The organism is Ruegeria sp. BHSB196 (assembly GCF_059613135.1).
The window spans coordinates 1-26,842 of sequence record NZ_JBXWRY010000039.1 but is presented as its reverse complement, the minus strand read 5'-3'; the positions used below and the strand labels follow the sequence as shown (position 1 = coordinate 26,842).

The 26,842-nt window shown below is 68.1% G+C and carries 24 protein-coding genes and 1 pseudogene; 9 read left to right on the top strand and 16 right to left on the bottom strand.

Annotated features, from left to right (window positions below; genetic code table 11):
- Positions 1-5: 5 nt before the first annotated feature.
- Complete coding sequence (locus AC2FNJ_RS16245; RefSeq protein WP_496765703.1) at positions 6-1,238, bottom strand: MFS transporter; 1,233 nt, start codon at positions 1,236-1,238, stop codon at positions 6-8.
- Positions 1,239-1,366: 128 nt separating this feature from the next.
- Here AC2FNJ_RS16245 and AC2FNJ_RS16240 point away from each other — a divergent pair, with 128 nt between their 5' ends.
- Positions 1,367-2,428 carry a YeeE/YedE family protein gene (locus tag AC2FNJ_RS16240; protein ID WP_496765701.1) on the top strand — a complete coding sequence of 354 codons (1,062 nt, stop codon included), beginning with the start codon at positions 1,367-1,369 and terminating at the stop codon, positions 2,426-2,428.
- Positions 2,429-2,431: 3 nt separating this feature from the next.
- Here the strand turns inward: AC2FNJ_RS16240 and AC2FNJ_RS16235 are convergent, their stop codons facing one another.
- Positions 2,432-4,627: a primosomal protein N' gene (locus AC2FNJ_RS16235; protein ID WP_496765699.1), complete on the bottom strand. Its 2,196-nt coding sequence runs from the start codon at positions 4,625-4,627 to the stop codon at positions 2,432-2,434.
- A 90-nt stretch (positions 4,628-4,717) separates the two neighbouring features.
- On the opposite strand from AC2FNJ_RS16235, the gene fsa reads away from it, so the two are divergent.
- The 4 genes from fsa to AC2FNJ_RS16215 all read left to right on the top strand — a co-directional run bounded on the left by fsa (position 4,718) and on the right by AC2FNJ_RS16215 (position 8,128).
- Positions 4,718-5,371, top strand: coding sequence for a fructose-6-phosphate aldolase (gene fsa, locus AC2FNJ_RS16230; protein WP_496765698.1), 654 nt, complete (start codon positions 4,718-4,720; stop codon positions 5,369-5,371).
- Positions 5,372-5,717: 346 nt separating this feature from the next.
- Positions 5,718-6,425, top strand: a complete 708-nt coding sequence (locus AC2FNJ_RS16225) for a DUF484 family protein (protein ID WP_496765696.1) — start codon at positions 5,718-5,720, stop codon at positions 6,423-6,425.
- Complete coding sequence (locus AC2FNJ_RS16220; RefSeq protein WP_496765694.1) at positions 6,422-7,342, top strand: tyrosine recombinase XerC; 921 nt, start codon at positions 6,422-6,424, stop codon at positions 7,340-7,342. The genes AC2FNJ_RS16225 and AC2FNJ_RS16220 overlap by 4 nt, the downstream gene beginning before the upstream one ends.
- Positions 7,343-7,408: 66 nt before the next feature.
- A complete protein-coding gene (locus AC2FNJ_RS16215) occupies positions 7,409-8,128 on the top strand; it encodes a CDP-alcohol phosphatidyltransferase family protein (protein ID WP_496765692.1) in 720 nt (239 codons plus the stop codon).
- A 33-nt stretch (positions 8,129-8,161) separates the two neighbouring features.
- Here AC2FNJ_RS16215 and AC2FNJ_RS16210 read toward each other — a convergent pair whose 3' ends face one another.
- The 8 genes from AC2FNJ_RS16210 to AC2FNJ_RS16175 form a co-directional block, all read right to left on the bottom strand.
- Positions 8,162-8,629, bottom strand: a complete 468-nt coding sequence (locus AC2FNJ_RS16210; RefSeq protein WP_496765690.1) for a hypothetical protein — start codon at positions 8,627-8,629, stop codon at positions 8,162-8,164.
- Between the two features lie 75 nt (positions 8,630-8,704).
- On the bottom strand, positions 8,705-9,166 hold the full coding sequence (locus tag AC2FNJ_RS16205) for a methylated-DNA--[protein]-cysteine S-methyltransferase (protein ID WP_496765688.1): 462 nt from the start codon (positions 9,164-9,166) through the stop codon (positions 8,705-8,707).
- Between the two features lie 56 nt (positions 9,167-9,222).
- Positions 9,223-12,168, bottom strand: coding sequence for an isoleucine--tRNA ligase (ileS, locus tag AC2FNJ_RS16200; protein WP_496765686.1), 2,946 nt, complete (start codon positions 12,166-12,168; stop codon positions 9,223-9,225).
- Between the two features lie 162 nt (positions 12,169-12,330).
- Complete coding sequence (locus AC2FNJ_RS16195) at positions 12,331-15,042, bottom strand: DUF2339 domain-containing protein (RefSeq protein ID WP_496765684.1); 2,712 nt, start codon at positions 15,040-15,042, stop codon at positions 12,331-12,333.
- 133 nt (positions 15,043-15,175) lie between these two features.
- The gene (locus tag AC2FNJ_RS16190; protein WP_496765683.1) at positions 15,176-15,886 is read right to left on the bottom strand and encodes a VIT1/CCC1 transporter family protein; all 711 of its coding nucleotides are present in this window, start codon (positions 15,884-15,886) and stop codon (positions 15,176-15,178) included.
- A 60-nt stretch (positions 15,887-15,946) separates the two neighbouring features.
- Positions 15,947-16,939 (bottom strand): YcjF family protein, encoded by a 993-nt coding sequence (locus AC2FNJ_RS16185; RefSeq protein WP_496765681.1) that lies wholly within the window; start codon positions 16,937-16,939, stop codon positions 15,947-15,949.
- The gene (locus AC2FNJ_RS16180; RefSeq protein ID WP_496765679.1) at positions 16,914-17,387 is read right to left on the bottom strand and encodes a GNAT family N-acetyltransferase; all 474 of its coding nucleotides are present in this window, start codon (positions 17,385-17,387) and stop codon (positions 16,914-16,916) included. The genes AC2FNJ_RS16185 and AC2FNJ_RS16180 overlap by 26 nt, the downstream gene beginning before the upstream one ends.
- On the bottom strand, positions 17,384-18,799 hold the full coding sequence (locus tag AC2FNJ_RS16175) for a YcjX family GTP-binding protein (RefSeq protein WP_496765678.1): 1,416 nt from the start codon (positions 18,797-18,799) through the stop codon (positions 17,384-17,386). The genes AC2FNJ_RS16180 and AC2FNJ_RS16175 overlap by 4 nt, the downstream gene beginning before the upstream one ends.
- A gap of 113 nt (positions 18,800-18,912) precedes the next feature.
- Between AC2FNJ_RS16175 and truA the strand changes: the two genes are divergently transcribed.
- Complete coding sequence (gene truA / locus AC2FNJ_RS16170) at positions 18,913-19,680, top strand: tRNA pseudouridine(38-40) synthase TruA (protein ID WP_496765722.1); 768 nt, start codon at positions 18,913-18,915, stop codon at positions 19,678-19,680.
- Here truA and AC2FNJ_RS16165 read toward each other — a convergent pair whose 3' ends face one another.
- The 4 genes from AC2FNJ_RS16165 to AC2FNJ_RS16150 all read right to left on the bottom strand — a co-directional run bounded on the left by AC2FNJ_RS16165 (position 19,681) and on the right by AC2FNJ_RS16150 (position 23,329).
- Entirely contained in the window at positions 19,681-20,577 is an 897-nt protein-coding gene (locus AC2FNJ_RS16165) for a nickel/cobalt transporter (protein ID WP_496765676.1), read from the bottom strand.
- Positions 20,562-21,209, bottom strand: coding sequence for a DUF1007 family protein (locus tag AC2FNJ_RS16160; protein ID WP_496765675.1), 648 nt, complete (start codon positions 21,207-21,209; stop codon positions 20,562-20,564). Before AC2FNJ_RS16160 ends, AC2FNJ_RS16165 begins: the two co-directional genes overlap by 16 nt.
- Positions 21,210-21,282: 73 nt before the next feature.
- Entirely contained in the window at positions 21,283-22,083 is an 801-nt protein-coding gene (locus AC2FNJ_RS16155; protein WP_496765674.1) for a thioesterase family protein, read from the bottom strand.
- Between the two features lie 10 nt (positions 22,084-22,093).
- A complete protein-coding gene (locus AC2FNJ_RS16150; RefSeq protein WP_496765672.1) occupies positions 22,094-23,329 on the bottom strand; it encodes an acyl-CoA dehydrogenase family protein in 1,236 nt (411 codons plus the stop codon).
- Between the two features lie 122 nt (positions 23,330-23,451).
- Between AC2FNJ_RS16150 and AC2FNJ_RS16145 the strand changes: the two genes are divergently transcribed.
- The gene (locus AC2FNJ_RS16145) at positions 23,452-24,387 is read left to right on the top strand and encodes a 2-hydroxyacid dehydrogenase (RefSeq protein WP_496765671.1); all 936 of its coding nucleotides are present in this window, start codon (positions 23,452-23,454) and stop codon (positions 24,385-24,387) included.
- Positions 24,388-24,417: 30 nt separating this feature from the next.
- Here the strand turns inward: AC2FNJ_RS16145 and gcvH are convergent, their stop codons facing one another.
- Positions 24,418-24,777 carry a glycine cleavage system protein GcvH gene (gcvH, locus tag AC2FNJ_RS16140; protein WP_496765669.1) on the bottom strand — a complete coding sequence of 120 codons (360 nt, stop codon included), beginning with the start codon at positions 24,775-24,777 and terminating at the stop codon, positions 24,418-24,420.
- Positions 24,778-24,914: 137 nt separating this feature from the next.
- Positions 24,915-25,271 carry a hypothetical protein gene (locus AC2FNJ_RS16135; protein WP_496765667.1) on the bottom strand — a complete coding sequence of 119 codons (357 nt, stop codon included), beginning with the start codon at positions 25,269-25,271 and terminating at the stop codon, positions 24,915-24,917.
- A gap of 172 nt (positions 25,272-25,443) precedes the next feature.
- Between AC2FNJ_RS16135 and AC2FNJ_RS16130 the strand changes: the two genes are divergently transcribed.
- Positions 25,444-26,277 carry a bifunctional allantoicase/(S)-ureidoglycine aminohydrolase gene (locus AC2FNJ_RS16130; RefSeq protein ID WP_496765665.1) on the top strand — a complete coding sequence of 278 codons (834 nt, stop codon included), beginning with the start codon at positions 25,444-25,446 and terminating at the stop codon, positions 26,275-26,277.
- Positions 26,278-26,586: 309 nt separating this feature from the next.
- Positions 26,587-26,842: pseudogene (locus AC2FNJ_RS16125) on the top strand (hypothetical protein); the annotation flags it as partial.

The following is a 26,842-nucleotide window of genomic DNA, read 5'->3' as shown; positions in this document are numbered from 1 at the left end:
CCCGCTCATTCCGCGGGGGCCGGGGCGTATCGGGTCAGGATGGTTTCGTTGCCGGGCTCGGGGTGGCGCGGGATCAGCAGCGACAGGGCCAGCGAAATCAGCGCCATCGCCGCAGCCAGGCCGAACACCGCCCCCGGCGACACGACCCAGAGCAGCCCCAGAAGCGCCGGCAGGAACACCGCCGCGATGTGGTTGATGGTAAAGGCCACGGCGGCGGTGGGCGCGATGTCCGCCGGGTCCGCGATCTTCTGGAAATAGGTCTTGAGCGCCAGGGCCAGCGCAAACAGCACGTGGTCGATCACGTAGAGCACGGCCGCCAGCACCACGCCCCAGCCGAACCAGTAGATGCCGCCATAAGCGGCAAAGACCGCGGCCAGCCCGAGATATTCAAAGATCAGCGTCCGCCGCTCGCCGAAATACCCGACCGCCCGGCCCAGCAGCGGCGCGACCGTCATGTTGATCAGCAGGTTGATCATGTAGAGCGCGGTCAGCTCGTGCACGTCGAACCCGAACTTCTCGACCATCATGAAACCTGCGAAGACGATGAAGATCTGACGCCGCGCCCCGGCCATGAACTGCAGCGCGTAGTACAGCCAGTAGCGGCGGCGCAGGATCAGCCTCTTGGTCTGGGGCGTCGGGGATTCGAACTGCGGATAGGCAATCAGGCCGAACAGCGCCAGCGCGGCGGTGAGACCGCCGGCGGCCATGAAGACCGTGTTGTAGGTCAATTCGAACCGGTCCCAGGTCAGCACGATCAACCCATAGACCACCAGCGTCGCCGCGGAACCGGTGGCCACCAGCCAGCCCAGCATCTGCGGCGCGCGATCCTTGGGCAGCCATTGCAGCTGCAGCGACTGATTCACCGTCTCGTAGTAGTGAAAGCCGATCGAACTGAACAAGGTGACGAAAAGCAGCCCGCCCAGGCTGGGAAACCACGCCGTGACCGCCGTGGCCACGCCCAGCAGGACCAGCGAGATCATCGCCAGCACCTGTTCGCGGATCACCAGGATGACGGCAATCACGCCGATCGCCAGAAAGCCCGGAATCTCGCGCACTGTATGCAGCAGCCCGATATCGGCCCCGTCGAAATTGGCCGCTTCGATGACGAAGTTGTTCAGCAGCGCGCTCCAGGCATTGAACGCGATGGGCATGGTCATGGCCATGACGAAAAGCAGCGCAACCGGCCGACGCCAGAAGGGCAGGTTCCGCGCCTCGGACAGGGGAACGGGCATCCGCATGACTCGTCCTCTACGCCCAAAGCCGGGTGTTGGCGAGAGAAAAGCTGCCCTCGCACATCTGATCTGCATCAATGCAGAGGCCGGAACGCTGAAATATATCGCGATACATGCATGCGATGGAGTGACCCATGGATCTCGTCAACCTCGTCGAACGGATCGGCGAAGCGCCGACCGCCGCGCTGTTCGGTCTGACGACCGGCATCGTCTTCGGGGTGGCGGCCCAACGGTCCCGGTTCTGCCTGCGCGCCGCCACGGTCGAGTTCGCACGCGGCCGGGTCGCGGACAAGGTCGCCGTTTGGCTGCTGACCTTTTCGACGGCGGTCGTCTGGGTCCAGGCCGCGCAGCTCGCGGGGCTCATGCAATCGGCGGACGCGCGCATGATGGCCGTGCCCGGCAGCTGGTCCGGCGCGATCATCGGAGGCTTGCTGTTCGGCGCGGGCATGGTGCTGGCGCGCGGGTGTTCCGGGCGGTTGCTGGTCCTGGCGGCAACCGGCAATCTCAGATCCGTCGTTTCGGGGCTGATCTTTGCCGTGGTGGCGCAGATGAGTCTGTCGGGCGTCCTGTCCCCGGCCCGCGACCGCCTTGCGGGCCTGTGGATCACCGAGGGCGGGCGCAACATGGATCTGCTGGCGACCCTGGGGCTGCCGGACTACGGCGGCCTGCTGCTGGGCATCGCCGTGGCCGCCTTTGCCCTGGTCCTGTCCGCACGGCAGAAAATCGGCGCATCGCGCCTGATCTTCGCCTCGGGCGTCGGCTTTGCGGTGGCGCTGGGCTGGGTGCTGACCTATGCGCTGGCGCAGGTCGCCTTCGAGCCGGTGCAGATCGAAAGCGCCACCTTCACCGGCCCGTCGGCGCATACGCTGATGTTCTTCCTCGAACGCGACGCGATCTTGGAATTCGACGTCGGTCTCGTGCCGGGCGTCTTCATCGGCGCGATGCTGGCGGCCTGGCTGGCCGGAGAAATGCGGTTTCAGGCCTTCGACGACGCGCTGACCATGCGCAAGGCGATGATCGGAGCCGCGTTGATGGGGTTCGGCGGCATGCTGGCGGGCGGCTGCGCGATCGGCGCCGGCGTCACCGGCGGGTCGATCTTTGCCGGAACCGCGTGGCTGGCGCTGTTCTGCATGTGGGTGGGGGCGATGGCCACCGACCTGCTGATCGACCAGAAACCCGGCACGGTTCCGGCCTGAGCGTCAATAGAAGCTCTGCGGATCGATATCCACGGCCAGCCGCATGTCTCCCTTGAGCCGGATCGGCGCGATCCATCGCGCGATCGCGTCCTGCAGCGGGGCGCCCTTGGGCGCCTTGACCAGCAGGCGCACCCGGTGCCGCCCGCGAATCCGCGCGATCGGCGCCGGCGCCGGGCCATAGACCTGCGCGCCGATCTGGCGCAGCGGCGCATCGTTGCGCGCCAAGGCGTTGCCGAGGTCGAAGACCGGCCCGGCCTCCGGCCCCGACAGGATGATCCCCGCCATCCGTCCGAACGGCGGCACCCCGGCCGCCTGCCGGCCCGCGGCCTCGGCCTTCCAGAACGCTTCCTCGTCCCCGGCCAGAATCGCCCGAATGACCGGATGCTCGGGCTGGAAGGTCTGCAGCAGGGCCTGGCCCGGCCGCTCCGCCCGCCCGGCCCGGCCCGCGACCTGCCGCATCAGCTGGAAGGTGCGCTCGGCCGCGCGCAGGTCCGACCCCTGCAACCCGAGATCGGCGTCGATCACGCCGACCAGCGTCAGCTTCGGAAAGTTGTGCCCCTTGGCCACCAGCTGCGTCCCGATGATGATGTCCGCATCCCCCTGCGCGATCTCCTCGATCTTTTCCTTGAGCGCGCGGGCCGATCCGAACAGGTCGGAACTCAGCATCGCGATCCGGGCCTCCGGAAACACGGCCTCGGCCTCTTCCGCCAGCCGCTCGATTCCCGGCCCGACCGGCGCCAGCTTGCCCTCGACCCCGCAGGACGGGCAGGCGTCCGGCATCGGCCGGGTCTCGCCGCATTGGTGGCACATCAGCCGCTTGAGGAACCGGTGCTCGACCATCCGGGCATCGCAGTGATCGCAGCCGATCTGCTCGCCGCAGGCCCGGCACAGGGTCACGGGCGCATAGCCGCGCCGGTTGATGAAGAGCAGCGATTGCTCGCCGGCCTCCATCCGGTCACGCACCGCCTGCCGCAGCGACGGCGAAATCCAGGTTCCCGGCTGCAGCGCCTCGGCCCGCATGTCGATGGATTTCATCTCGGGCAGCAGCGCCGCGCCGAACCGCGCCGTCAGGTCCAGACGGTCATATTTGCTCGCCTCGGCATTCGCCCAGCTTTCCAAGGACGGCGTGGCGCTGGCCAGAACCACCCGCGCCCCGCAGATCGCCGCCCGCAGCACCGCCATGTCGCGCGCGTTGTACAGCACGCCATCCTCCTGCTTGTACGAGGTGTCGTGCTCTTCATCGACCACGATCAGGCCGAGATCCCGGAACGGCAGGAACAGCGCCGACCGCGCGCCCACCACCAGCTGCGCCTCGCCCTGCCCGACCATGCGCCAGACCCGGCGGCGCTCGGTCAGGGTCGCGCCGGAATGCCATTCGGCCGGGCGCGCGCCGAACCGCGCCTCGACTCGGGTCAGGAACTCGGCCGTCAGGGCGATCTCGGGCAGCAGTACCAGCGCCTGCCGGCCGCGGCGCAGGGTCTCGGCCACGGCTTCCAGATAGACCTCGGTCTTGCCCGATCCGGTGACGCCCTTGAGCAGCGTCGTGCCATACGCGCCGCCCCGGACCGCGGCCCGCAGGCTGTCGGCCGCCGCCCGCTGATTCTCGGTCAGTTCCTTTCCGGGCAGGTCGGGATCGAGCGCAGGAAAGGGCAGGTCGCGCGGGCTGTCCTCTTCCCGCACCGCGCCCAGCTTGACCAGCCCCTTGACGACCGAGGACGTCACGCCCGCCATCTCGGACAGTTCCCGCAACGTGAAGGCGAGCCCGCCATAATCCCGCAGCACCTCCAGCACCCGGCGGCGGGCCTCGGTCAGCCGGTCGGGCGTGGCCGCGCCCAGACGATAGATCTTGCGCATCGACGGCGGGTCGCCCAGCCCCGGCGCCCGCGTCGCCAGCCGCAGCATGGCGGGCATCGGCGTCAGCGTGTAGTCGGCGGCCCGGCCCAGGAACAGGCGCATTTCCTCGCGCATCGGAGCCACGTCCAGAACCCGGATCACCGAACGAATCCTGGACCGGTCGAAATCGCCCCGGCCCGGACCCCAGACCACGCCCAGCACCTTGCGCGGTCCCAGCGGCACCTCGACGAAGGCTCCGGGAAAGCAACCGCCCTCGGGCGCCTTGTAATCCAGCGTGCGATCCAGCGGCTGGGTGGTCAGCACCGCCACCAGATCGCCCTGATCAAAGAAATCCGGACCGCTCACCTGTCGCCTTTCCTTGCGGGGGTTTCAGCATGTGTTCCTTTGGGGTAAAGGCAAGCGCGACAGAGGCCAACCCATCAAAGGACTGCCCCCATGAAATTCTTCGTAGACACCGCCGAGATCGACGCCATCGCCGAACTCAACGATCTGGGCATGGTGGACGGCGTGACCACCAACCCCTCGCTGATTCTGAAATCCGGCCGCGACATCCTGGAAGTCACCAAGGAGATCTGCGACCTGGTCGATGGCCCGGTCTCCGCCGAAGTGGTCGCCACCGAGGCCGAGGACATGATCGCCGAAGGCCGCAAACTGGCGGCGATCGCGCCGAACATCGCGGTCAAGGTACCGCTGACCTGGGCCGGGCTGAAAGCCTGCAAGACGCTGACCGGCGAAGGCCAGATGGTCAACGTCACGCTCTGCTTCTCGGTCAACCAGGCGATTCTGGCGGCCAAGGCGGGCGCGACCTTCATCTCGCCCTTCATCGGGCGGCTCGACGACATCAATCTCGACGGCATGGAGCTGATCGCGGACATCCGTCAGGTTTATGACAATTACGGGTTCGAGACCGAAATCCTCGCCGCCTCGATCCGCAGCGTGAACCACGTGGCCGACAGCGCCCGCATCGGCGCCGACGTGATCACCGCGCCGCCCGCCGTGATCCGGAAGCTGGCGGATCATCCGCTGACCGACAAGGGGCTCGAAAGCTTTCTGTCCGACTGGGCCAAGACCGGTCAAAAGATCCTTTAGGCGTCCCCCCGAGCGGCCGCGCAGAAGCCCGAGGCACTCCCGCGCCGCGTCGCCGCCCGGCTGCGCCGGCCGACGCCGGAGCTTGGGCCGGGCAGCGCGCGGCGCGCGCTGCGGTCGGGACGGGCGGCGCACGGTCGGCGAATGACCCACCGCGCAGCGCCCGCGGCGCTGCGCCCGGCCCAACTGCTGCGGCCTGATCCCGATCAGGCCACGGCGGGCGGGAGACCGTCGGTCCTTGCGCCCCACAATCAGAAGGCGAGCGATTTCGGGCCTGTCGCGCGATTTTTCTGCAGCAATGCCGGACGCCCATGCTATAAGCGGGGCAACAAAAGAACACGGGCACAAGATGAGCAGCAATCCGAAACTCGACGACACCCTCCGCGCCGCGATCCTCGCCAAACCCGACGTCGTGCTGGACGACAAGGATCTCATGCAGGCGCTGGTGGCCGCGAACGAGCGGGCGATGGGCGAAAACATCGTCGATCTGCGCGGCATCGCCATGGAACGGCTCGAGGCGCGGCTGGACCGGCTGGAGGACACCCACCGCTCGGTCATCGCCGCCGCCTATGAGAACCTGGCCGGCACCAACCTGATTCACCGCGCCATCCTGCGCCTGCTGGAGCCCGGCAGGTTCGAGGAGTTTCTGGATGTCCTTGGCGGCGATGTCGCGGACATCCTGCGGATCGACATGGTCGTGCTGGTGCTCGAATCGACGCAGGGCGGCGAAGATGCGGCGCTCAAGCGGCTGGGCGACGTGCTGAAGGTCGTCGAGCCGGGTTTCATCGAAACCTACCTCATGGGCCAACAGGGCCGCGCCAACCGGCCGGTCACGCTGCGCGCGGTCTCCCCCACGGCGAGCCGGATCTTCGGGGACGTGGCCGGATCGCTCCGGTCCGAAGCCTGCCTGAAACTTGACCTCGGGTCGGGACGGCTGCCGGGCATGATCGTGATGGGCTCGTCCGATCCGCGCCATTTCACCCCGCAGCTCGGCACCGACCTGCTGTCCTTCTTCGCTGGCGTATTCGAACGCTCGATGCGCCACTGGCTGTCGTGAGCCTGATCTCGCCAGCCTGCCGCGACGCGCTTCAGCACTGGTTGGAGGGCCAGAAGGCCCTGGCGGGACTGTCGCCGAACACCCTGACCGCCTATCGCGGCGACGTGACCGATTTCCTGTCCTTCATGACATTGCACCACGGTCAGCGGGAAGGGTTGGCCGCGATCGCGCGGATTTCCGTCGCCGACATGCGGGCCTGGATGGCCGAACAGCGGGCCGCCGGGATCGGCGCGCGGTCGCTCGCGCGCAAGCTGTCCGCGGTCAAGACCTTCTATCGCTGGCTCGCCGAACGCGAAGGCTTCGAACCGACCGCCGTCCTCTCCACCCGGGCGCCGAAATTCACCAGTAAACTGCCCCGCCCGCTGGCCGAAGACGCGGCGCGGGCGATGATCGAGACGGTCGAGCTGCAATCGGCCAACGACTGGGTCGCGGCGCGGGATGTCGCGGTCGTCACATTGCTCTACGGCTGCGGACTGCGGATTTCCGAGGCGCTGTCGCTGACCGGCTCCGACGCGCCGCTGCCCGCCTCCCTGCGGATCCTCGGCAAGGGTGGCAAGGAACGGGTCGTGCCGGTCATCCCGGCCGCGCGCGCCGCCGTGGCGGACTATGTCCGGCTCTGCCCGCATCCGATGGAACCCGCGGCGCCGCTGTTCCGGGGCGTGCGCGGCGGGGCGTTGAACCCGCGCGCCATCCAGGGGGTGATGGCCAAGGCGCGGATGCAGCTCGGCCTGCCGTCCACCGCCACGCCGCACGCCCTGCGCCACAGCTTTGCCACCCACCTCCTGTCCGCCGGCGGCGATTTGCGCGCCATCCAGGAACTGCTCGGGCATGCATCCCTGTCCACCACCCAGGCCTATACCGCCGTGGACACGGCGCGGCTGATGGAGGTCTACAACCGCACGCATCCGAAAGCCTGACGCGCCCGCGCCCGAAACGGCCAGCAACCGTTTGCAGTCTGCCCGCTTTTCCGTCATGACAGGACAATGACTCCCCGGATCCAAGCCCTTCTCGTCCACCTCTTCACCGCCACCGGCGCCGTCTTTGCCATGCTCGCCATGCTGGCCGCGGTCGAGGAAAAGTGGAGCCTGATGTATCTCTGGCTGGTGGTATCCTTCGTGGTCGACGGCATCGACGGCCCGCTGGCCCGGCACTATCACGTCAAGAAGAACGCGCCGGAATTCGACGGCGAGCTGCTCGATCTGATCATCGACTACCTGACCTACGTCTTCATCCCGGCCTATGCCCTGTTCAAGTCGGGGCTGATGGATGGCTGGACAGGCTGGTTCGCGATCATCGTCATCACCTTTGCCAGCGCGATGTATTTCGCCGATACCCGCATGAAGACCAAGGACAATTCCTTTTCCGGGTTCCCGGGCTGCTGGAACATGGTGGTGATCGTGATCTTCGCGCTTCAGCCGAGCTTCTATTTCAGCCTGATGCTGGTCGCCCTGCTGGCCGTCGCCATGTTCCTGCCGCTCAAATTCGTGCATCCCGTCCGTACCGAGCGCTGGCGCGCGATCACCCTGCCGATGGCGCTGGCCTGGACGTTCTTCGCCGGATGGGCCGCCTGGGTCGATTTCGACCCGCAAAGCTGGGCGCATTGGGGTCTGGTTCTGACCAGCCTCTATCTGGTCGGCGCGGGCATCGCCCAACAGATCATCCCGCAACGCGGCCAATCCCTTGAGGAAGAACGCGCGCCCTAGCGACCGATCGGGCGCGCCGAAGGCGTCCCGGCGTTACAGGACGTCCTCGACCTCGTGCTCCTGCCCGTTATGGGTGAACACCTCGCCCGCCTGAAGGCCCGCCATCGCCAGATAGATCGGGCTTTGGGTCGAGATTCCCATGTAGGTTTCGCCATCCACCTCGAACCGGGTCGTCGAGACGCAGACCACGAAGTTCCGGCCGTCGAATTTCACCACCGCGCCCGGCGCCACGGTGTCGGTCAGGGCAAAGTTCGTGTTTTCGATGACATCGATCTTGGCCTGATGCGCGTGCACCGGCGCGTCGAAGGCGGCGGCAAGATCCGCGTTCTCGCGCGATGCGGCGATATCGTCCTTGTCGTGCCCTTCGCGGTCGTCCAGTTGGGAATCCTTCAGAAACGCATCGTGATGCGCCTTGGCCGTCGCCAGTTCCTCGGCCTCCAGGGACATGAGGCGGTCGATGATGGCCTTTTTCCTTGCGGCGCGGTCTTGCTCGGATGTCATGCAACAAGTCCTTCGAATTCGGTCGTCAGGATAGGTTGTGTCGCAAATGGCGCAAATGCAACTGCTTTTCGCAGTTCAGATCAGCAATCCGGCAGCGCCCTCGTGCCGCAGCAGCGCCACCTTGGTCTCGATCCCGCCCGCGCCGGAAAATCCGCCCAATCCGCTGGCCGCCAGGACGCGGTGGCAGGGGATGATGACCGGAATGGGGTTGGCCCCGCAGGCTTGCCCGACCGCCTGCGCCGGATGATCGAGTTCGCGGGCGATGTCGCCATAGGTGCGGGTGTCGCCGAACGGGATGGCCGCCATCGCGTCGCAGACGCTGCGCTGAAACGCCGAGCCCGTCACCCGCAAGGGCAGGTCGAACCGCTGCAGCCGTCCCGCGTCATAGGCCCCGATCTGCGCCGCCGCCTCCCGCAACAGCGGTGAGGCTTCGGCGTCATCCACTTCGGCACCGTCCCAGGTCAGCCGGACGATGGCCGCGTCCTCCTCTTCGATCCGCAGACGGCCGAACCGGGTATCGACGGAAATCCTGGGCATGGGCCCACGGTGCCAGAAGGGTGCGCCGGCCGCAAGCGGCGCACCCGGACCGGAGTTCACCCCAAGGCTTCGTCGCAGCGTCCGCAGACGCCCGCATGGGCGTGGCGGCCGACATCCGGCAGGATCTTCCAGCACCGCTGGCATTTCTCGCCCTCGGCCTTTTCGAACACGACGCCCACGCCCTGAATCTCGGGCAGGCGGAACGCCTCGGCCGGGGCCGGATCGCCGGTCACGGTCAGGCCCGAGGTGATGCACAGATCGTCCATGTCGAAGGTCGCCAGCAAGGCGCGCACATCCGCGTCCTCGACATGCACCACCGGGGCCGCTTCGAGGCTGGAGCCGATCACCTTGTCCCGGCGCTGGATCTCAAGCGCCGCCGTCACCGCCCGGCGCACGCGGCGCACCCTGGCGACATTCGCCTCAAGCTCCGCATCGCGCCAGCCGGCCGGGGTTTGCGGAATATCCACCAGATGCACCGAGCTGTCCTCGCCCGGATACCGCTCCAGCCAGACCTCTTCCATGGTGAAGACCAGGATCGGCGCCAACCAGGTGGTCAGGCGGTGGAACAGGATGTCCAGAACCGTGCGCGCGGCGCGGCGGCGCGGGCTGTTCCCGTCGCAATACAGAACGTCCTTGCGGATGTCGAAATAGAAGGACGACAGATCGACCGTGGCAAAGTTGAACACGGCGCTGAACACACCCTGGAAATCGAACTCGGCATAGCCCTTGCGCACCTGCGCATCCAGATCGGCCAGGCGGCTCAGCACCCAGCGTTCCAGCCGCGGCATCTCGGCCGGGTCGATCCGGTCGGCCTCGGTGAAATCGGCCAGCGAGCCCAGCATGAAGCGCATCGTGTTGCGCAGCCGGCGATAGCTGTCCGCGACCCCCTTCAGGATTTCCGGCCCGATCCGCTGGTCGGCGGTGTAATCGGTCTGGGCCACCCACAGGCGCAGGATATCCGCGCCGTATTGCTTGACCACCTCTTCGGGCACGATGGTGTTGCCGAGCGACTTGGACATCTTGTTGCCCTTCTCGTCCAGCGTGAAGCCATGCGTCACCACGTTGCGATAGGGCGCGCGGCCGATGGTGCCGCAGGCCTGCAGCATCGACGAATGAAACCAGCCGCGGTGCTGGTCGGTGCCTTCCATGTAGACATCGGCGATGCCGTCCTCGGTCCCGTCGGCGCGGTCGCGCAGCACGAAGGCGTGGGTCGATCCCGAATCGAACCAGACATCCAGAATGTCAAAGACCTGATCCCAGTCATCGGGGTCATAGTCGTTGCCCAAGAACCGCGCCTTGGCGCCGTCCTGATACCAGGCGTCGGCGCCCTCGGCCTCGAACGCCGCGAGGATGCGCGCATTCACTCGTTCGTCGCGCAGCAGGAAATCCGGATCGGTCGGCAGCGCGCCCCTTTTCGTGAAGCAGGTCAGCGGAACGCCCCAGGCGCGCTGGCGCGACAGCACCCAGTCGGGCCGCGCCTCGATCATCGAATAGAGCCGGTTGCGGCCGCTCTGCGGCCACCACTTCACCAGCTTGTCGATGGAATTCAGCGCGCGGGTGCGGATGGTCTTGCCCATCGCGTCCTGCCCGTCGCCCACCTCGCGGTCGATGGCGGCGAACCATTGCGGCGTGTTGCGATAGATGACCGGCGCCTTGGAGCGCCAGCTGTGCGGATAGGAATGCTTGATCTTGCCGCGCGCCAGCAGGCCGCCCACCTCGACCAGCTTGTCGATCACCGCCGTGTTGGCGTCGCCCTCGCCGCCCTTGCGGCTCAGGATGTAGGTGCCGCCAAAGAACGGCAGATCCGGGCGAAAGCTGCCATCGTCCAGCACGTTGTAGGTGATGACCTGTTCCAGCATCCCCAGATCGCGATAGAGCTCGTATTCCTCCATCCCGTGCGACGGGGCGCAATGCACGAAACCGGTGCCCTCGGTATCGGTGACGAAATCGGCAGCCCTGAAATCGCGGATGTCGTCCCATTCGCCGTCGGAGCCCTCGGCCCCGGCCAGCGGATGGCGCAGGCCCACCCCGGCCAGCTCGTCCGCCGTCACATCCCGGACGCGGGTGTACTGTTCGTCCGACAGGCGCGCCCGGTGCATCACGTCCCTGGCCAGATTGTCGGCCAGGATGTACCGGTCGCCCACGCTGGCCCAGCATTCCTCGGGCGTGCCCGTCACCTCGTAGAGCCCATAGGAGATCCCGGCACCATAGACGACCGCCTTGTTCGACGGGATCGTCCAGGGGGTCGTGGTCCAGATCACCACATGCGCACCGACGAGATCGCGACTCTCCAGCGTGTCCGCCTGCCCCGTTGCCGGATCGACGACCTCGAACTTCACCCAGATCGTGAAGCTCTCCTTGTCGTGGTACTCCACCTCCGCCTCGGCCAGCGCGGTTTTCTCGATGGGCGACCACATCACCGGCTTGGACCCCTGATAGAGCGTGCCGTTCATCAGGAATTTCTGGAACTCGGCCGCGATCACCGCCTCGGCGTGGTAGTCCATGGTCAGATAGGGGTCGGCCCAGTTTCCAGTCACCCCCAGCCGCTTGAACTCCTCACGCTGGATATCCACCCATGTCTCGGCAAAGACCCGGCATTCGCGGCGGAAATCCACCACGTTCACCTCGTCCTTGTTCTTGCCCTTCTTGCGGTACTGTTCCTCGATCTTCCACTCGATCGGCAGCCCGTGGCAGTCCCAGCCGGGCACATAGCGCGCATCGAACCCCATCATCTGGTGCGAGCGCACGATCATGTCCTTGATCGTCTTGTTCAGCGCGTGACCGATATGCAGATGCCCGTTGGCATAGGGCGGGCCGTCATGCAGGGTGAAGGGCGTGCGCCCCTTCTTTTCGCGCAGGCGGTCATAGACCCCGATCCGCTCCCACCGGGCCAGCCATTCCGGCTCGCGCCTGGGCAGGCCCGCGCGCATCGGGAAATCGGTTCGCGGCAGGTTCAGCGTGTCTTTGTAGTCGGGCGTTTCAGTGGTGGTTTCGGCGCACATCAGCGGCGTCCCTCGGATAGTATTGTCTGGAAATCGGCGAACTTGCGGTGCGAGATCTCGAACACCTTGGCCCGGCGTCTCAGGGGATCAGAGCGCCGGGGATGTAATTCGGATGATGATGGCCAGCCGGTCAGTCATGCCGGGCTTATAGGATGATGGCTCCTATTGGTCCAGAGGTTCCGGCGGCTGCGGCGAATGGCGCAGCATGGCCCAGCGGTTGAGCCAGGCCAGGCCGGCCAGCGCCAACCCCAGCGCCAGCAGCGAGAACACCCGGATCAGGCCGCCGAGCCCGGCGATGTCCACCAGAAACACCTTGGCGATGGCCAGCCCGATCACGGCCAGCCCCGCCTTGCGCATCACGTCCGACCGCCGCGCCAGCGACTGGTAGAACAGCACACCGCCGATCGCCAGCAGCGTCAGGGTATAGGTGTAAAGCTCGGGCTGGGTCACGCCGTTTTCGTAGTATATCCCGGCCGCGCCCTGCCAGAACTGGCGGATCGCCAGGCCCAGCCAAATGGCGGCAAGCGCCAGCGCCGCCGCATGGCAGATCTGCTTCAGCCGCACGGGCATCGACCCGATCCGCCAGGCCGACACCGCGATGGCCAGCGCCGGCAGCAGATAGGCGACCGCCAGCGTGTTCACGACCGGCGGACCCAGCACGGGGTCGGCGCCCGGCCTGAGGAGCGGATTCGAGTCGGTCAGCGCCTCGGCCAGCAAAGCAACGCCATGCCCGGCGAAAGCCACGCCCAGCAGCACCCGGAACGGATACAGCTTGCCGCCCAGTTCCAGCCGCTGCACCTGGGCAAAGGCCAGAAGCAGCCAGATCACCGCCAGCAGCCCAAGCCCCCAATGGCTGTCCTTGGCCCCGCCTTCGCCGAACCCCTCCAGCCAGCGCAACAGCAGCAGCGAGGCGAGGATGCCCGCCGTCGCCCAGGCCGCGCTTTCCAGCATCAGCGCGGCGACCGGACGGGTCAGCGGCTTCAGCAGCCACCATGCGACCACGAAGCCCGCGACAGCCGCGCCGTAGACCAGCGCGACCTCGGGGACCGGCGCCGCGTTGGCCCAGTCCAGCCCCGGATCCAGCACCAGGCGCACGCCGACCGTCACCACTCCCGCCCAGATGAACCAGCTCATCGGCGGCAGGGTGAAGCGCCGGTCCAGCGCCGCCGCGACGACGACCGTCGCGACCAGCGCCACGGTCAGCGCGGCCGAGCTCAGAACGATGATGCAGGCGAAGGTCAGGCACGAAAGCGCCGACAGGGTCGCCAGCGCGGCGCGCATCCGATCCGCGCCGTCCGCCCTCGCAAACCGCTCGGCCAGCACCACCATCAGCGCGCCCAGGGCCAGCGCGTGCAGCGCCCAGGGATAGGGGCCGATCACATCGGCGGGCCGCCAGGCCAGCTCCAGCGCGATCGCCAGCACCGGCGCGAACACCGCCGCCGCCCCGGCCCAGACCGCCGCCATGCGTCCGGCCCGGAACGACCGCCGGGCGCACAGCACCGAGATCAGAGCGCCCAGCGCGACCAGCAGGGTGACAATCAGCGGGAAATCCGCCTCAGGCGTTTCGGCATAGGTCTCGGCGAAACCGCGATAGGCCGCACCGTGATCCAGCCCCTGGGACAGCACCACCCAGACCAGCCCGGCCGCCGGAAACAGGGCGGTATCCTGCAACGCCCGCGCTCCGCTGGCCCACAGGATCAGGGCCAGGCACAGCCCGCCCAGCAACAGCACGGCCAGCCAGAACCCGGCCTCGGACCCGATCCAGGGCAGCGCGATGAACGCCGCGCTGGCCGCCATCGCCGCAAAGGCCAGGCGGGTGGGGAATTCCGGCCAGGGATCGCCCTTTTTCCTCAGCACGGTTTCCGCCACCATGGCACCGCCGTGAACCGGCGTCAGTTGCCGCGCGGGCACGACGATCGCAGCGAGCGCCAGCGCGGCGGCATAGATCCGCAGCGCCGCATCGGTCTCGGGTGCGGACAGCGACAGCAGCCAGGCCGCGCCATAGGCACCGGCCAGCGTCAGCACCGAGATCCAGGCCCACCGCCGCACCGTGTCGATTCCCAGCCCCAGCAGCGCGACGACGTAGAAATAGATGTAGAGCCACGACGGATCCTCGGACGATCCGCCCACCAGGAACGGCGCGGCAAAGGCGCCGATCAGGCCGATGGCCGCCAGCAGCGGACCGTGAAACCAGCCCAGCACCAGCCCGAGCAAGGCAATGGCGAGCATCGCCGCCAGCGCCGCCTCGGGGCCGATCAGGTCATAGAGCTGGCGCGCGGCCAGCACCGCACCGAACAGCGTGACCAGACCCGAGCCCGAGAAGACCGAGGGCAGATAGGCCGCGCTCGACGCCTCGTCATCGCCGAACCGGCGGCGCAGCACCTCGCCCGCGCAGATCAGGGCCGCGCCAAAGCCCAGCGCGGCGAGGACACGGGCGGCGGGCGGCAGCAACCCGCTCTCGACCCCGTATTGCACCAGAAAGATACCCGCCAGGGTCAGCGACACGGCTGAGACCGCATAGAACCAGTTCTCGCGCAGCCACCGCCCCAGCGCGTCGAACCTGTCCTGCCGGAACACGACCGCGCGCGGCGGCGCCGCCGCGCCGGCTGCCTCGGCCGGTTCCGGGGTGTCCTTGCGCCGGGCCGGCGACCAGGGCGCGGGCCGGCGCACTTCCGGCTTCGGCTCGGGCGCCTCGGGCCGCACCACCGGATCGGCGTGTGACGCAGGGACGGCCGCAGGCCCGCCCGCGGCCTCCAGTTGCCGCTCCAGCGCCTCCACCCGGCGCCGCAGGCGGGTTTGCCCGACCAGCAGAACGACGATCGTGACCGGAATGGCCAGAACGATCAGCCCAACCAGAACCAAAGCCGCTTCCACACGCACCCTCCGCCTTTTCTTCGCGGAACTCTATCCGCGAACGCGGCCAGGCCACAGTGCGAAATACCTGCAGTGGTGCGAGCGTTGCGCGCGCCACACGCGGCGACCTGCGACATTGCCGCGGCCCGCGGCGTCACGGGTGAAACAGCGTGCCCACCCCATAGGCGATCGCCGCCGCCACACCGCCGATCAGCAGGGTCTCGCCGCCCGACCGCCACCACGGCGCCAGCGACCAGCGGCTCTTGAACGCGCCGATGGCAAAGAACACGCCCAGCGTCATCCAGACCGAATAGGCGAAGGCATGTTCGAACGAGAACAGAAACGGCAGCAGCGGCACCAAACCTGCCGCCAGAAAGGCCAGGAACGTGGCCAGCGCCGCCTTCATCGGGTGCGGATCGACGCTGCCCAGCCCGTATTCGCCCTCCAGCATCAGCCCGATCCAGTTCTCGCGGTCGGACGTCACCGCACCGGTCGCCTCTTCCAGAACCTGGCCGGACAGCCCCTTCTGGGCCAGGATCTCGCGCACCTCGCGCCGTTCGCCCTCGGGGTAGAGGTCGATATGGCGTTCCTCGATGGCACGGATGCGGCGGATGTTGTCCAGTTCGGCCTTGGTGCCGGAGTAGTTTCCGGCCGCCATCGAGAACCCGTCGGCCAGCACGTTGGCGATGCCCAGCGCGACGATGACAAAGGGCGACAGGCCCGCGCCCGCCACCCCGGCGACGATGGCAAAGGTCGTGACCGATCCATCGATCCCGCCATAGACCACGTCGCGCAGCACCCCGCGCCCCGGCGGCGCGTTGATCCGTTCCGCGATTTCCTGTTGGCTGTGACCGTGATCGGGCATGGCTGATCCTCCGCTTGCCCCGATCCTGCGGCACGCGGCGCGCGGCGGCCTTGCGTCAGATCAATCCCTGGAAAACAGCCCGGTCAGGGCCCGTTTGACGATGCTGCGCGTCTTCGGCCTGTGGCGCGGCGAAAACGGCAGCGGGCGGCAGACCTCCATCGCGGCCACGCCAACGCGGGCGCTCAGCGCGCCGTTGACCAGCCCCTCACCGAACCGGCGGCTCAGTTTGCTGAGGATCGAGCCGCCCAGCACCGGCTCCAGCAGGTCGTCGCCCACCGCGACCGCGCCGGTCGCCACCAGATGCACGAAGACCGCCCGCGTCAGCCGCCAACTGCCGAGGAACCCGGCGCGGCCGCAATAGATTTCGGCGATCCGGCGGATCATCCGCAGCGACGCGCCCAGCGCCACCGCCACGTCGGCCAGCGCCAGCGGCACCAGCGCGGTCACGGTCGCGACCTGACGCGCCGCCGCCTCGACCTCACGCCGCGCCGCCGCATCCAGCGGCGCGAGCAATTCCTCCTCGGCCATGGCCAGCAGGCCGGCGGCATCGAATTGCTCGTCCCGGCGCTCGCGCAGCCGGTCACGGCCCCACCGCGTCTCGTCGCGGCCCTTGTAGAAGGCCAGCAGCCGGTCGGTCACGGCGCGGGCCTGTCCCAGATCCTCTTCGGCCAGGGCCGCATCCGCCGCCCGCCGCAGCCCGTCGATGCGGGACAGCCGGCCGATGGCCGCAAGCTCCCGCACGGCGATCAACAGAACGACGACCACAAGCGCGGCGATCGCGGCAGTGACCGCCCAGCCCAGGATCGGAGCGCGCGCCACCAGCGACGTGGCGAAATCCCAGGCCGCCACCGAGACCGCGGCCCCGACCACCGCCAGGGTCAGGCCCCAGAACCATTTCGTCAGCCGGGACGGCCTGTGCGCCGCCACGCGGGCCGCCGCCTGCATCGCCTGGCCCTGCGGTTGCGCCAGATCCGGCACCGGGGGCGCTTGCACGACATCGGGCGCGGACTTGGCGTCGCCCTCGAGATCAATCAGAACCGGGCCGTTGGTCATCGGACACATCCTCCCGTTGCCAGACATATGTGATGTCGGGCAGGTTTTCATCGTTCGCCGACCCGTCGCCGCGCGCGGCCTCGACAAACCCGTTGCGCTCATAGAACCGGCGGGCCGGCGCATTGGCCTCGAACGCCTTCAGGACCAGCCGCACCCGCCGCGCCTTGGCGGCGTCCAGCAACTGCCGCCCGACGCCCTGCCCCCGCGCGGGCCGCGACAGGTAGAGCGCACAGATTTCGGCCCGGTCGCAGGCCAGAAACCCCACGATGCCGGCGGGACCCTCCGCCACCGTGACCCACCCGCGGTCGATCATCGTGCCGCAAAAGCCGATGGTCTCGGCCAGCGAGTGCAACTCGGGCATCCAGTCCTGTTCGCGCGCAAAGCCATGCAGGATTTCACCCGTCCGCCCCGCATCGGTGCTTCGCGCCGCGCGCAGAACCGCGGTCACAGCCGGTCTCCGATCAGGAACTGCGCCGCCCGGTCCAGCCGGATATGCGGCGGGCCGTCACCGGGGGCCAGCGTCAGCCGCGCCGGCGCAAAGGCCATGAACCCATAGTCGTCGCCCAGCCACGCTTCGGCCCCGTCCCGCGCCGGCGCCAGCAGATGGGCGGGATCGGCAGGCAGCCGCCCCGGATAGAAGGCCGCCTGTCTGCCGGTGTCCAGCAGCGTGCCCCGCACACAGGGCAGCTCCTGCCCGTCATGCGGGCGCATCTCTTCGGTCGTGGCCCGCAGCGCCGCCAGCGACAGGGCGGCGGTCTCGGCCCCGGCGAACCGCGCCCGGTCGCGGGCCTCGCGGGTCAGCGCCTCCATGATCGCGGTCAGCTGCGGATGCTGAAGGTGGTGCAGGTGGTCCGCCTTGGTGGCGGCGAACAGGATCTTCTCGACCCGCTTGCCCAACAGCAGACTGCTCAGCCAGGCGTTGCGGCCGGGGCGAAAGGCCGACAGGATGTCGGCCATCGCGCGGCGCATGTCTTCGACCGCCTGCGGCCCCTTGTGGATCGCGCCCAGCGCATCCACAAGAACCACCTGCCGGTCGATCCGGGCAAAGTGATCGCGGAAGAACGGTTTGACCACCTGCGCCTTGTACGCCTCGAACCGCCGCTCCATCTCGCGATGCAGCGACCGGCGGCGCGACGGCGCGGAGACCGGCAGCGGCGCAAAGGTCAGGACCGGCGAGCCGGCCAGATCGCCAGGCAGCAGGAACCGGCCCGGTGTGCAGTCATAGAACCCGCGCGCGCGCGCCGCCCCCAGGTAATCCGTGAACGCCCGCGTCAGCGCCTGTGCCACCGGTTCGTCATGGCTGGCGGCCGGATCGGCGGCGCGCGCCTCGGCCAGAAACGCCGCCGCCTGCGCCCGCGCCTCGATGCGCGACAGCGTTTCCGCCGACCAGTCGTCATAGGACTTGTCCAGCAGACCCAGATCCAGCAGCCATTCGCCGGGATAGTCCACGATGTCCAGATGCACCGTGCGCGGCCCCTGCAACCCGGCCAGCAGCCCGGCGGGCCGCACCCGCAGCGACAGCCGCAGTTCCGAGACCGAGCGCGTGCTGTCCGGCCAGTGCGGCTCGGGTCCGGTCAGCGCGCCCAGATGGGTCTCGAAATCGAACCGGGGCACGGTGTCATCGGGCTGCGGCTGCAGATAGGCGGCGGCGATCCGCCCCTCCTGCTCGGCGGCCAGTCCGGGCATCCGGCCCCGGTCCAGCAGGTTGGCGACCAGCGACGTGATGAACACGGTCTTGCCCGACCGCGCCAGACCGGTGACGCCCAGCCGCACGACCGGCTCGAAAAACGTCTCGGACACCCGGTCGCCCACGGTTTCGACGCCGCGCACGAGGGTGTCTGCCAATGTCGAGATGACCAAGTCGCTGCCCTGCCTTTCGTTTCTCACAAGATAGGAAAGGGGCGCCGCGGTTGCCAGAGCTTTCGAAACCGCCGGTCTTGCCGCGCGCCGCCCTGCGCGATACCAGCAACGCCATGCCACGCTATGCGCTGAAAATCGAATACCAGGGCGCCCCGTTTGCCGGCTGGCAGCGGCAAAAGGATCTGCCGTCCGTGCAGGGCGCGATCGAGGAAGCACTGGGCAGGCTGGAACCCAGCCCGCACACCATCGCCGCGGCCGGGCGCACAGACGCCGGCGTGCATGCGCTGGGTCAGGTGGCCCATTGCGACCTGACCAAGGACTGGGATCCGTTCCGGCTGTCCGAGGCGCTGAACTATCACCTCAAACCCGCGCCGGTGGCGGTGCTGCGGGCGGCCCGCGTGGCCGACGACTGGCACGCCCGGTTCTCGGCCACCGAACGGCAATACCTGTTCCGCATCCTGATCCGCCGCGCGCCCGCGACCCATGACAAGGGGCAGGTCTGGCAGATCGGCCACCCGCTCGACACCGCCGCCATGCAGGAGGCCGCCCAGAGGCTCGTGGGCCGGCACGACTTCACCACCTTCCGCTCGTCGATCTGTCAGGCCGCCAGCCCGGTCAAGACGCTCGACGAGTTGCGGGTGGAGTCGGCCGAGGGGTTCTCCGGCCCCGAGGTGCGGTTCCACGTCCGCGCCCGTTCCTTCCTGCACAACCAGGTGCGCAGCTTCGTCGGCACGCTGGAACGGGTCGGGGCCGGCGCGTGGACGCCCGCCGATGTCGGCGCCGCGCTGCGGGCCGCCGACCGCGCTGCCTGCGGGCCTGTCGCGCCGCCGCAGGGGTTGTATCTGGCGCGGGTCGGGTATCCGCAGCCGGTCTTCGGCTGATCAGACGGCGACGGCGCGCATCAGCAGCCCGCCGGCCACGGTCACGATCAGCAGCCCCGCCGCCAGTTCGATGGCCGAGGCCAGCAAGGCCCCGTTGCGCGCCGCGACGGGCGATCCCAGCAGGCCGCCGCGCAGGCCGAACGAGGTCCAGCCGACCAGGGTCGTCACCGTCGCCGTGCCCATCGCCATGGCAAAGGCCCCGGCGATGCCCATCGCCGCGATGCCCATCTGCCAGGTCAGCACCAGAAGGAACAGCGCGCCGGTGCAGGGGCGTGCGCCGATTCCCACTATCAACGCCGCCGCCTCGCGCAGCGTGCCCGCCTGCGCGACCTGATCCGGGCTGGGCCCATGCGCATGGCCGCACTGCGAACACGCCTCCGCCGCGACGGCGACCGGCGCGCGGTTCACCCGCACCAGACCCCGCAGCGCCCGCAGCACCAGCCAGGCGCCGATGGCGGCGATGGCCGCGTAGCTGACCGGCGCCATGACATCCTCGGTCACGCCGACCAGGCTCTCGCGCGACATCCGAAAGACCAGAACCCCGGCATAGACCAGAACGATGGCCGTCACCGCCTGCGCCAGGCTGGACAACAGGCTGATCGCCGAAAGCCGCAGGAACGCCACCTCGCGGCCCAACCCGTAGCCGCCGATCAGCACCTTGCCGTGCCCCGGACCGATGGCATGAAAGAACCCATAGGCGAAACACACCGCCAGCAGCCCCGTCACCGCCTCGGGCTGCTGCGCGCGGATCGCGCGCAGCGCCTGGGCGATCCGGTTCTGCGCCAGGCGCTGCTCCTCGGCCGCCCACAACGCCAGCTGGTCGAACCCGCCGCTGCTCCACAGCCACAGCAGGACCGCAAGCACCACCAGAACGGGAACGATCAGGTACCGGGACATGCGATCCGGATTTCCGTCGCGAATTCGGCGCCGACCAGCGGAATGTCGTTTTCCTCAAGATCGGCATTGGCATCCAGGGTCAGCAGGAATTGCTGCATCTGGGCCAGGCGGTTGTCGATATCCGGCTCGATCCGCTGCACATCGCAGGACACCGGACCCGAGATGACGACCGGGCGCGTCAGATCGTATTTCGTGTAATAGGTCTCGTCATAGGCCTTGGCCGAAAGCGGCCCCGCCACCCCCGCGCCGCCGGCCACCTCGCGCAGGTGGCTGGTCACGATCCGCCCGTTCTCCAGCGTCGCGGTCGGCTCCAGAGGGCCGGACAGCGCCACGGGCCGGCCATCCGCCGTGATCACCAGATCGCCGTTGTACCCCTCGACCCACTGCGCATCGAACCCCGACAGGTCGCGCTCCTCCGCGGCGGTCAGCACACCGTCGGCCTCGGGGTCCAGTCCCAATTCTTCCAGCACCAGCAGCGAATAGAAATCGTCATAGGCCCAGGTCACGCGCACATGGGTCAGGCGGGCCGCATCGTCGAATACGAACTCGATCCCGGTATCGATGAAGACATGCGGATGCGCCGCCGCGCCGAGCGGAGCACCAAGGGCCAGAACGGTTGCCAACAGTCGCATGGGCGCAACATAAGCGGTCGGGCTGCCCGCGGCAATCGGCGCGCGCGCGCCTGTGCGGGAATTTGCGCGCCGGTCAGCGCGGCGGAAACAGCACCAGCGTCTGCAACGCCGTCGCCACCGGACCCTGGGTGTCGAAGAGCACCGCCTGCGCCATCCCGACGCCGTTGTCGTGCCAATGCGAAACCGTGTCCGAGGCCAGCCAGTCCGAGACCGGTTCGCGGTGGATGTGCACCGAAAGATCCGTGTTCATGAATCCCATCTCGCTGGGCGGCGCGTTCCACGAAATGCCGTTGCCGCAATCGGCCAGCGGGCAGAGCGACTGGACCGGCGACTGCCCTTCGCCCTCCAGCAGCGGCGGCGCGCGCATCCAGATGGTCTTGGGCCCAGGATCATGGCTTTGGCCCGGCGGATAGAGCACATCGACGAACTGCGCGAAATACGGCAGATCGTGCCGCGCCTGCCGGATCGGGAACGGGCCGGGGCCGGCCGCCTCGAAATCGGGCGCGGCCACGCGGGCCGTCGGCACCGGCCCCATCTCCTTGCGGACCAGATGCATGGTCGAGCCGCTGACGCAGAGCGTGCCCTCCAGATCCCGCACCTCGACCCGCGTCGTGGCCAGCGTCCGCGTGTGCCGCACCGTTTCGGCCGCAACCCTCAGACCGGCCACCGGCAGCGGGCGCAGCACGTCCAGCGTCAGGCGCGTCAGCATCTTCTCGGGTCCGATTTCGCGTTCCGCCGCCCGCGCGATCAGCCCCGTGACCGGCCCGGCATGACAGTGGTCGGCCGACCACGGCCCGCGCACCGGGTCGTTGCCGACAAAGACGCCATCCTCGCGCAGGCGAAAATAGGGGGGCTTCCCGTTCCGTTCCGACATGACCGCCGCTTCAGATCTTTTCCTGCGTGTATTTCTTGAGTTCCGTCCGCGCGACCTGGCGCCGGTGCACCGCATCCGGCCCGTCCGCCAGCCGCAAGGTGCGCACATGGGTCCAGGCGATCGCCAGCGGAGTGTCCTGGCTGACGCCGGCGCCGCCGAACATCTGCACCGCCTCGTCGATGACCTTGAGCGCCACGCGCGGCGCGACGACCTTGATCTGGCTGATCCACGGCGCCGCCGCCCGCGCGTCGCCCTGGTCCATGTACCAGGCCGCCTTGAGGCACAAGAGCCGCGCCATCTCGATCTCCATCCGGCATTCGGCGATGATGTCGTAATTCGCGCCCAGCTGCGCCAGCTTCTTGCCGAAGGCCTCGCGCTGCAGCGACCGCTTGCACATCCGCTCCAGCGCGATCTCGGCCTGACCGATGGCCCGCATGCAGTGGTGGATTCGGCCCGGCCCCAGGCGGCCCTGCGCGATCTCGAACCCACGCCCCTCGCCCAGCAGGATGTTCTCGGCCGGCACCCGCACATCGGTGAACCGGATATGCATGTGCCCGTGCGGCGCGTCGTCGTGGCCATACACCTCCATCGGGCGCAGGATCTCGATGCCCGGCGCATCGGCGGGCACCACGATCATCGACTGCCGCTGGTGCTTGGGCAACTCGTCGCCCCCGGTCCTGACCATCACGATATAGACCTTGCAGCGCGGATCGCCCGCCCCCGACGACCACCATTTCTCGCCGTTCAGCACATAGTCGTCCCCGTCCCGCACGCAGGACATCGCGATGTTGGTGGCATCCGACGAGGCCACGTCGGGTTCGGTCATCAGATAGGCCGAGCGGATCTCGCCGTCGAGCAGCGGCTTGAGCCACTGTTCCTTCATCTTTTCGGTGCCGTAGCGTTCGAACACTTCCATGTTGCCGGTATCGGGTGCGGAACAGTTGAACACCTCGGCCCCCAGCGGAGTCTTGCCCATTTCTTCCGCGAAATAGGCGTATTCCACCGTGGTCAGCCCGAACCCCTTGTCGCTGTCGGTCAGCCAGAAATTCCACAGCCCCTCGGACCTGGCCCTGGCCTTGAGCCCTTCGAGGATCTCGGCCTGCCGCTCGGTGTATTGCCAGCGGTCGCCCTTGCCGATTTCGGCCTGGTATTCCTCTTCCAGCGGCATGATCTCGTTGCGCACCATGTCCGCGACACGCTGCAAGAGCTTGCGGTTCTCCTCGCGCATGGCGAATGTCATGTTCATGAAACTGTCTCCTCCCACCGGCAAGCCGGGCTTTACCTTGGATGCGAGGATGACTTAGCTGCGTGCACAGGTCTAGCTGTGTGACGGGACGTCACCGGCGGGAAAATGGCGGAGGAACGGATTTGGCGCTTTTGATCGATACCGGACTCACCGGCTGGATGAGCGACGCCGAAATCGCGGCCGAACTGCGCAAGGCGCTGCCGGATGCGGATATCCGCACGCCGGAAACGCGGGGCGATCCGGCCGATATCGCGATGATGGCGGTGGTCACGCTGAAACCGGACGCTCCGGCCGCCCTGCCCAACCTGCGGCTGGTGCAGAAACTCGGCGCGGGGGTCGAAACCATCGTCCACCACCCCGCCCTGCCCGATCATGTCCGCGTGACCCGGCTCAAGCCGGACGCCCCGGCGCGCGAAATCGCGGAATGGTTCCTGGCCTACATCCTGCGCGCCCAGCGCAACATGGCGCAGCACGAGGCCGACCAGCGCGCGTCCCGATGGAACCCGATCGAACCCCGCTTTGCGCCCGATACCGTCGTCGGCGTCCTGGGCCTCGGCCATATCGGCGGGCGCACCGCGCAGGTGATGCGCGATCTCGGCTACCGGGTTCTGGGCTGGAGCCGGTCGCCCAAGTCCATCGATGGCGTGCAGTGCCTGCACGGCGGCGCGACCCTGCCCGACATGCTGGGCGCATGCGACCATGTCTGCGCCATCCTGCCCTCGACCCCCGACACGCGGGGCCTGTTCGGTGACGACCTGCTTGCGGCGATGAAACCGGGCAGCCAGTTGCTGAACGCCGGGCGCGGCGACCTGATCGACGAACCCGCCCTGCTGCGGGCGCTGGACCGGGGTCGCCCCGCCCAGGCCATTCTGGACGTGGTGAGCCAGGAGCCCCTGCCCGCCGACCACCCGCTCTGGGCGCATCCGCGCGTGACGATCACGCCGCACGTCTCCGGCTGGCATCTGGGCGATGCGCTCGGGGACGTGGCCGAGAACTACCGCCGCCTGACCGCCGGAGAGCCGCTTCTGCACGAGGTCGATCGCCGCCGCGGCTACTGACCGGCCGGCGACCGCCCCGAACCCGGCGCCTCAGCTGATGAATTCGGTGTACCCGGCCTCGTCCATGTAGTCGTCCATCGGCGAAAGATCGGCGGCCTTGATCCGAAAGAACCATGCCTCGCCGGTCGGATCCTCGTTCACGAGTCCCGGATTGTCCGCCAGCGCCTCGTTCACCTCGACGATCTCGCCGTCGAGCGGCGCAAGAATGTCCGACGCCGCCTTGACCGATTCGATCACCACGATCTCGTCATCCTTGCTCACCTCGGTGCCCACCTCGGGCAGTTCGACAAAGACGATGTCGCCCAACTGTTCCGCCGCATGCGCGGTGATCCCGACCGTGACCACATCGCCATCCGCGTCCAGCCATTCGTGCTCTTCGGTGAATTTCATGTCTGCTGTTCCTCTGGACTGCCACCTGTGCCGCCGCACCGCGCCCCTGCCGGCACGATACGCCTGCCATTTTGCATAAGGGATTTCTCTGCCGCGTCAAAACCCAATTCGACGCCCCGATGCGTCCGGTCCGCCCGTCAGGGCGTGAGCACCCAGTTCCCGCTGGCATCCAGACAGCGCCGCGTCCGGATTTCCCGCGCCGCATCGGACCCGCCCGGCGTGAACACCTGCTGCAGATGCGCGCAGTTGCCCCGCATCTCGCGCACCCGCACCGTGCCCTTGGCCCCGGTATCCGCATTGGACCAGTTGGCCTCCTGCCCCGCGCTGGGCTTGCCCGCCGCGAACAGCGAATTGGTCGCGGCGTTCATCATCTCGAAATCCGCCGGGCTCAGTCCCAGCTCCGCGACCATCCGCGACAGGGGCTTCGCGTCGGCCCCGACGGCAACGCCCAGCGCAGCCGCGGCGACCAGAACTGCGCAAATCCAGGTTTTCATCGACCATCCACTTGCAAAATCTCGCTGGCCCAAGCCTAGCTGCCGGAGGCGCGCTTGTCCAAACCCCTCGCCCAAATCTTCAAAAAAAACCGAACAAACCTATGCGGCCTCCGGCGCTAGGAGGCGTCCCGCATTCCCGACATAGTGCCCGAAAACACCTGCGAGGCCCCTCATGGCACACCGCCCCTATTTCGCCCCGACCGGCGGCCATCCCGGCCAGGACCAGCTGCTGACCGACCGCGCCATGTTCACCGAGGCCTATGCGGTGATCCCCAAGGGCACCATGCGCGACATCGTGACCAGCTTCCTGCCGTTCTGGGAGGGCACCCGGCTCTGGGTGCTCGCGCGCCCGCTCAGCGGGTTTGCCGAGACCTTCTCGCAATACATCATGGAGGTGCAGCCCGGCGGCGGCAGCGACCGCCCCGAGACCGACGCGGCCGCCGAAGCCGTGATCTTCGTCGTCGAAGGCGCCGTGACGCTGACCATCGGCGGCCGGTCGCACGTGCTGGAGGAAGGCGGCTACGCCTACATTCCGCCCGGCAGCGACTGGAGCCTGCACAACCGCGCGGGCCCGGTGGCGCGGTTTCACTGGATCCGCAAGGCCTATGCCGCAGTCCCGGACCTGGCCGCGCCGGATCCGGTCATCGCCAACGAACGCGACATCGCCCCCACGCCCATGCCCGGCACCCAAGGACGCTGGGCCACCACCCGCTTCGTGGACCCCGCCGACCTGCGCCACGACATGCATGTGACAATCGTCACCTTCGAACCCGGCGGGGTCATCCCCTTCGCCGAAACCCACGTGATGGAACACGGGCTCTATGTCCTGGAAGGCAAGGCGGTCTATCGGCTCAACCAGGACTGGGTCGAGGTCGAGGCCGGCGACTACATGTGGCTGCGCGCCTTCTGCCCGCAGGCCTGCTACGCCGGCGGCCCGGGCCGGTTCCGCTATCTGCTCTACAAGGACGTGAACCGCCACATGCCGCTTGCGCCTGCGCGCACATGAGGCGCGAAGACCGGATTGTGCGCCTTCGGCGCTCTCTTTTTTATTTTGTTGAGGGACGCTGTCCCTCAAACTCCCTGGGGTATTTGAAACCAGAAAGAAGCAGGTGGGATTTTTGCCGCTTCTTTCTGGTCCCAAATACCCCGGGGTGAATTGCCCGAAGGGCAAGAGGGGCAGCGCCCCTGAAGACCGGCACAAGCCTGACGCCGCCAAAACGCCGCATTGGCGGGGAATTTCGCGCCGGGGCTTCACAGCGCGCGCGTTATTTGTTCAAATCACGGGCAGAGTTTGAGTTTTTCAGGAGTGACTTAGATGAAACCGCGCATTGCTCCCCTTGCCTTTGCAGGCGCTCTTGCCGCCGCATGCACGCTCGCACCGGAACCCGCATCCGCAAAGGACGAAACCAGAACGGTCCAGGTGATGAGCCGGACCTGGGCCGTGACCCAAGTGTCCGACGAGCCGGTGATCTGGCGCGCCACCCGCGACAACAACAATCTCAACCCGTTCGGCCCGCCGCCGCGCCTGCGCACCATTCAGGCCATGGCCGCGATCCGCGCGGCGACAGGGT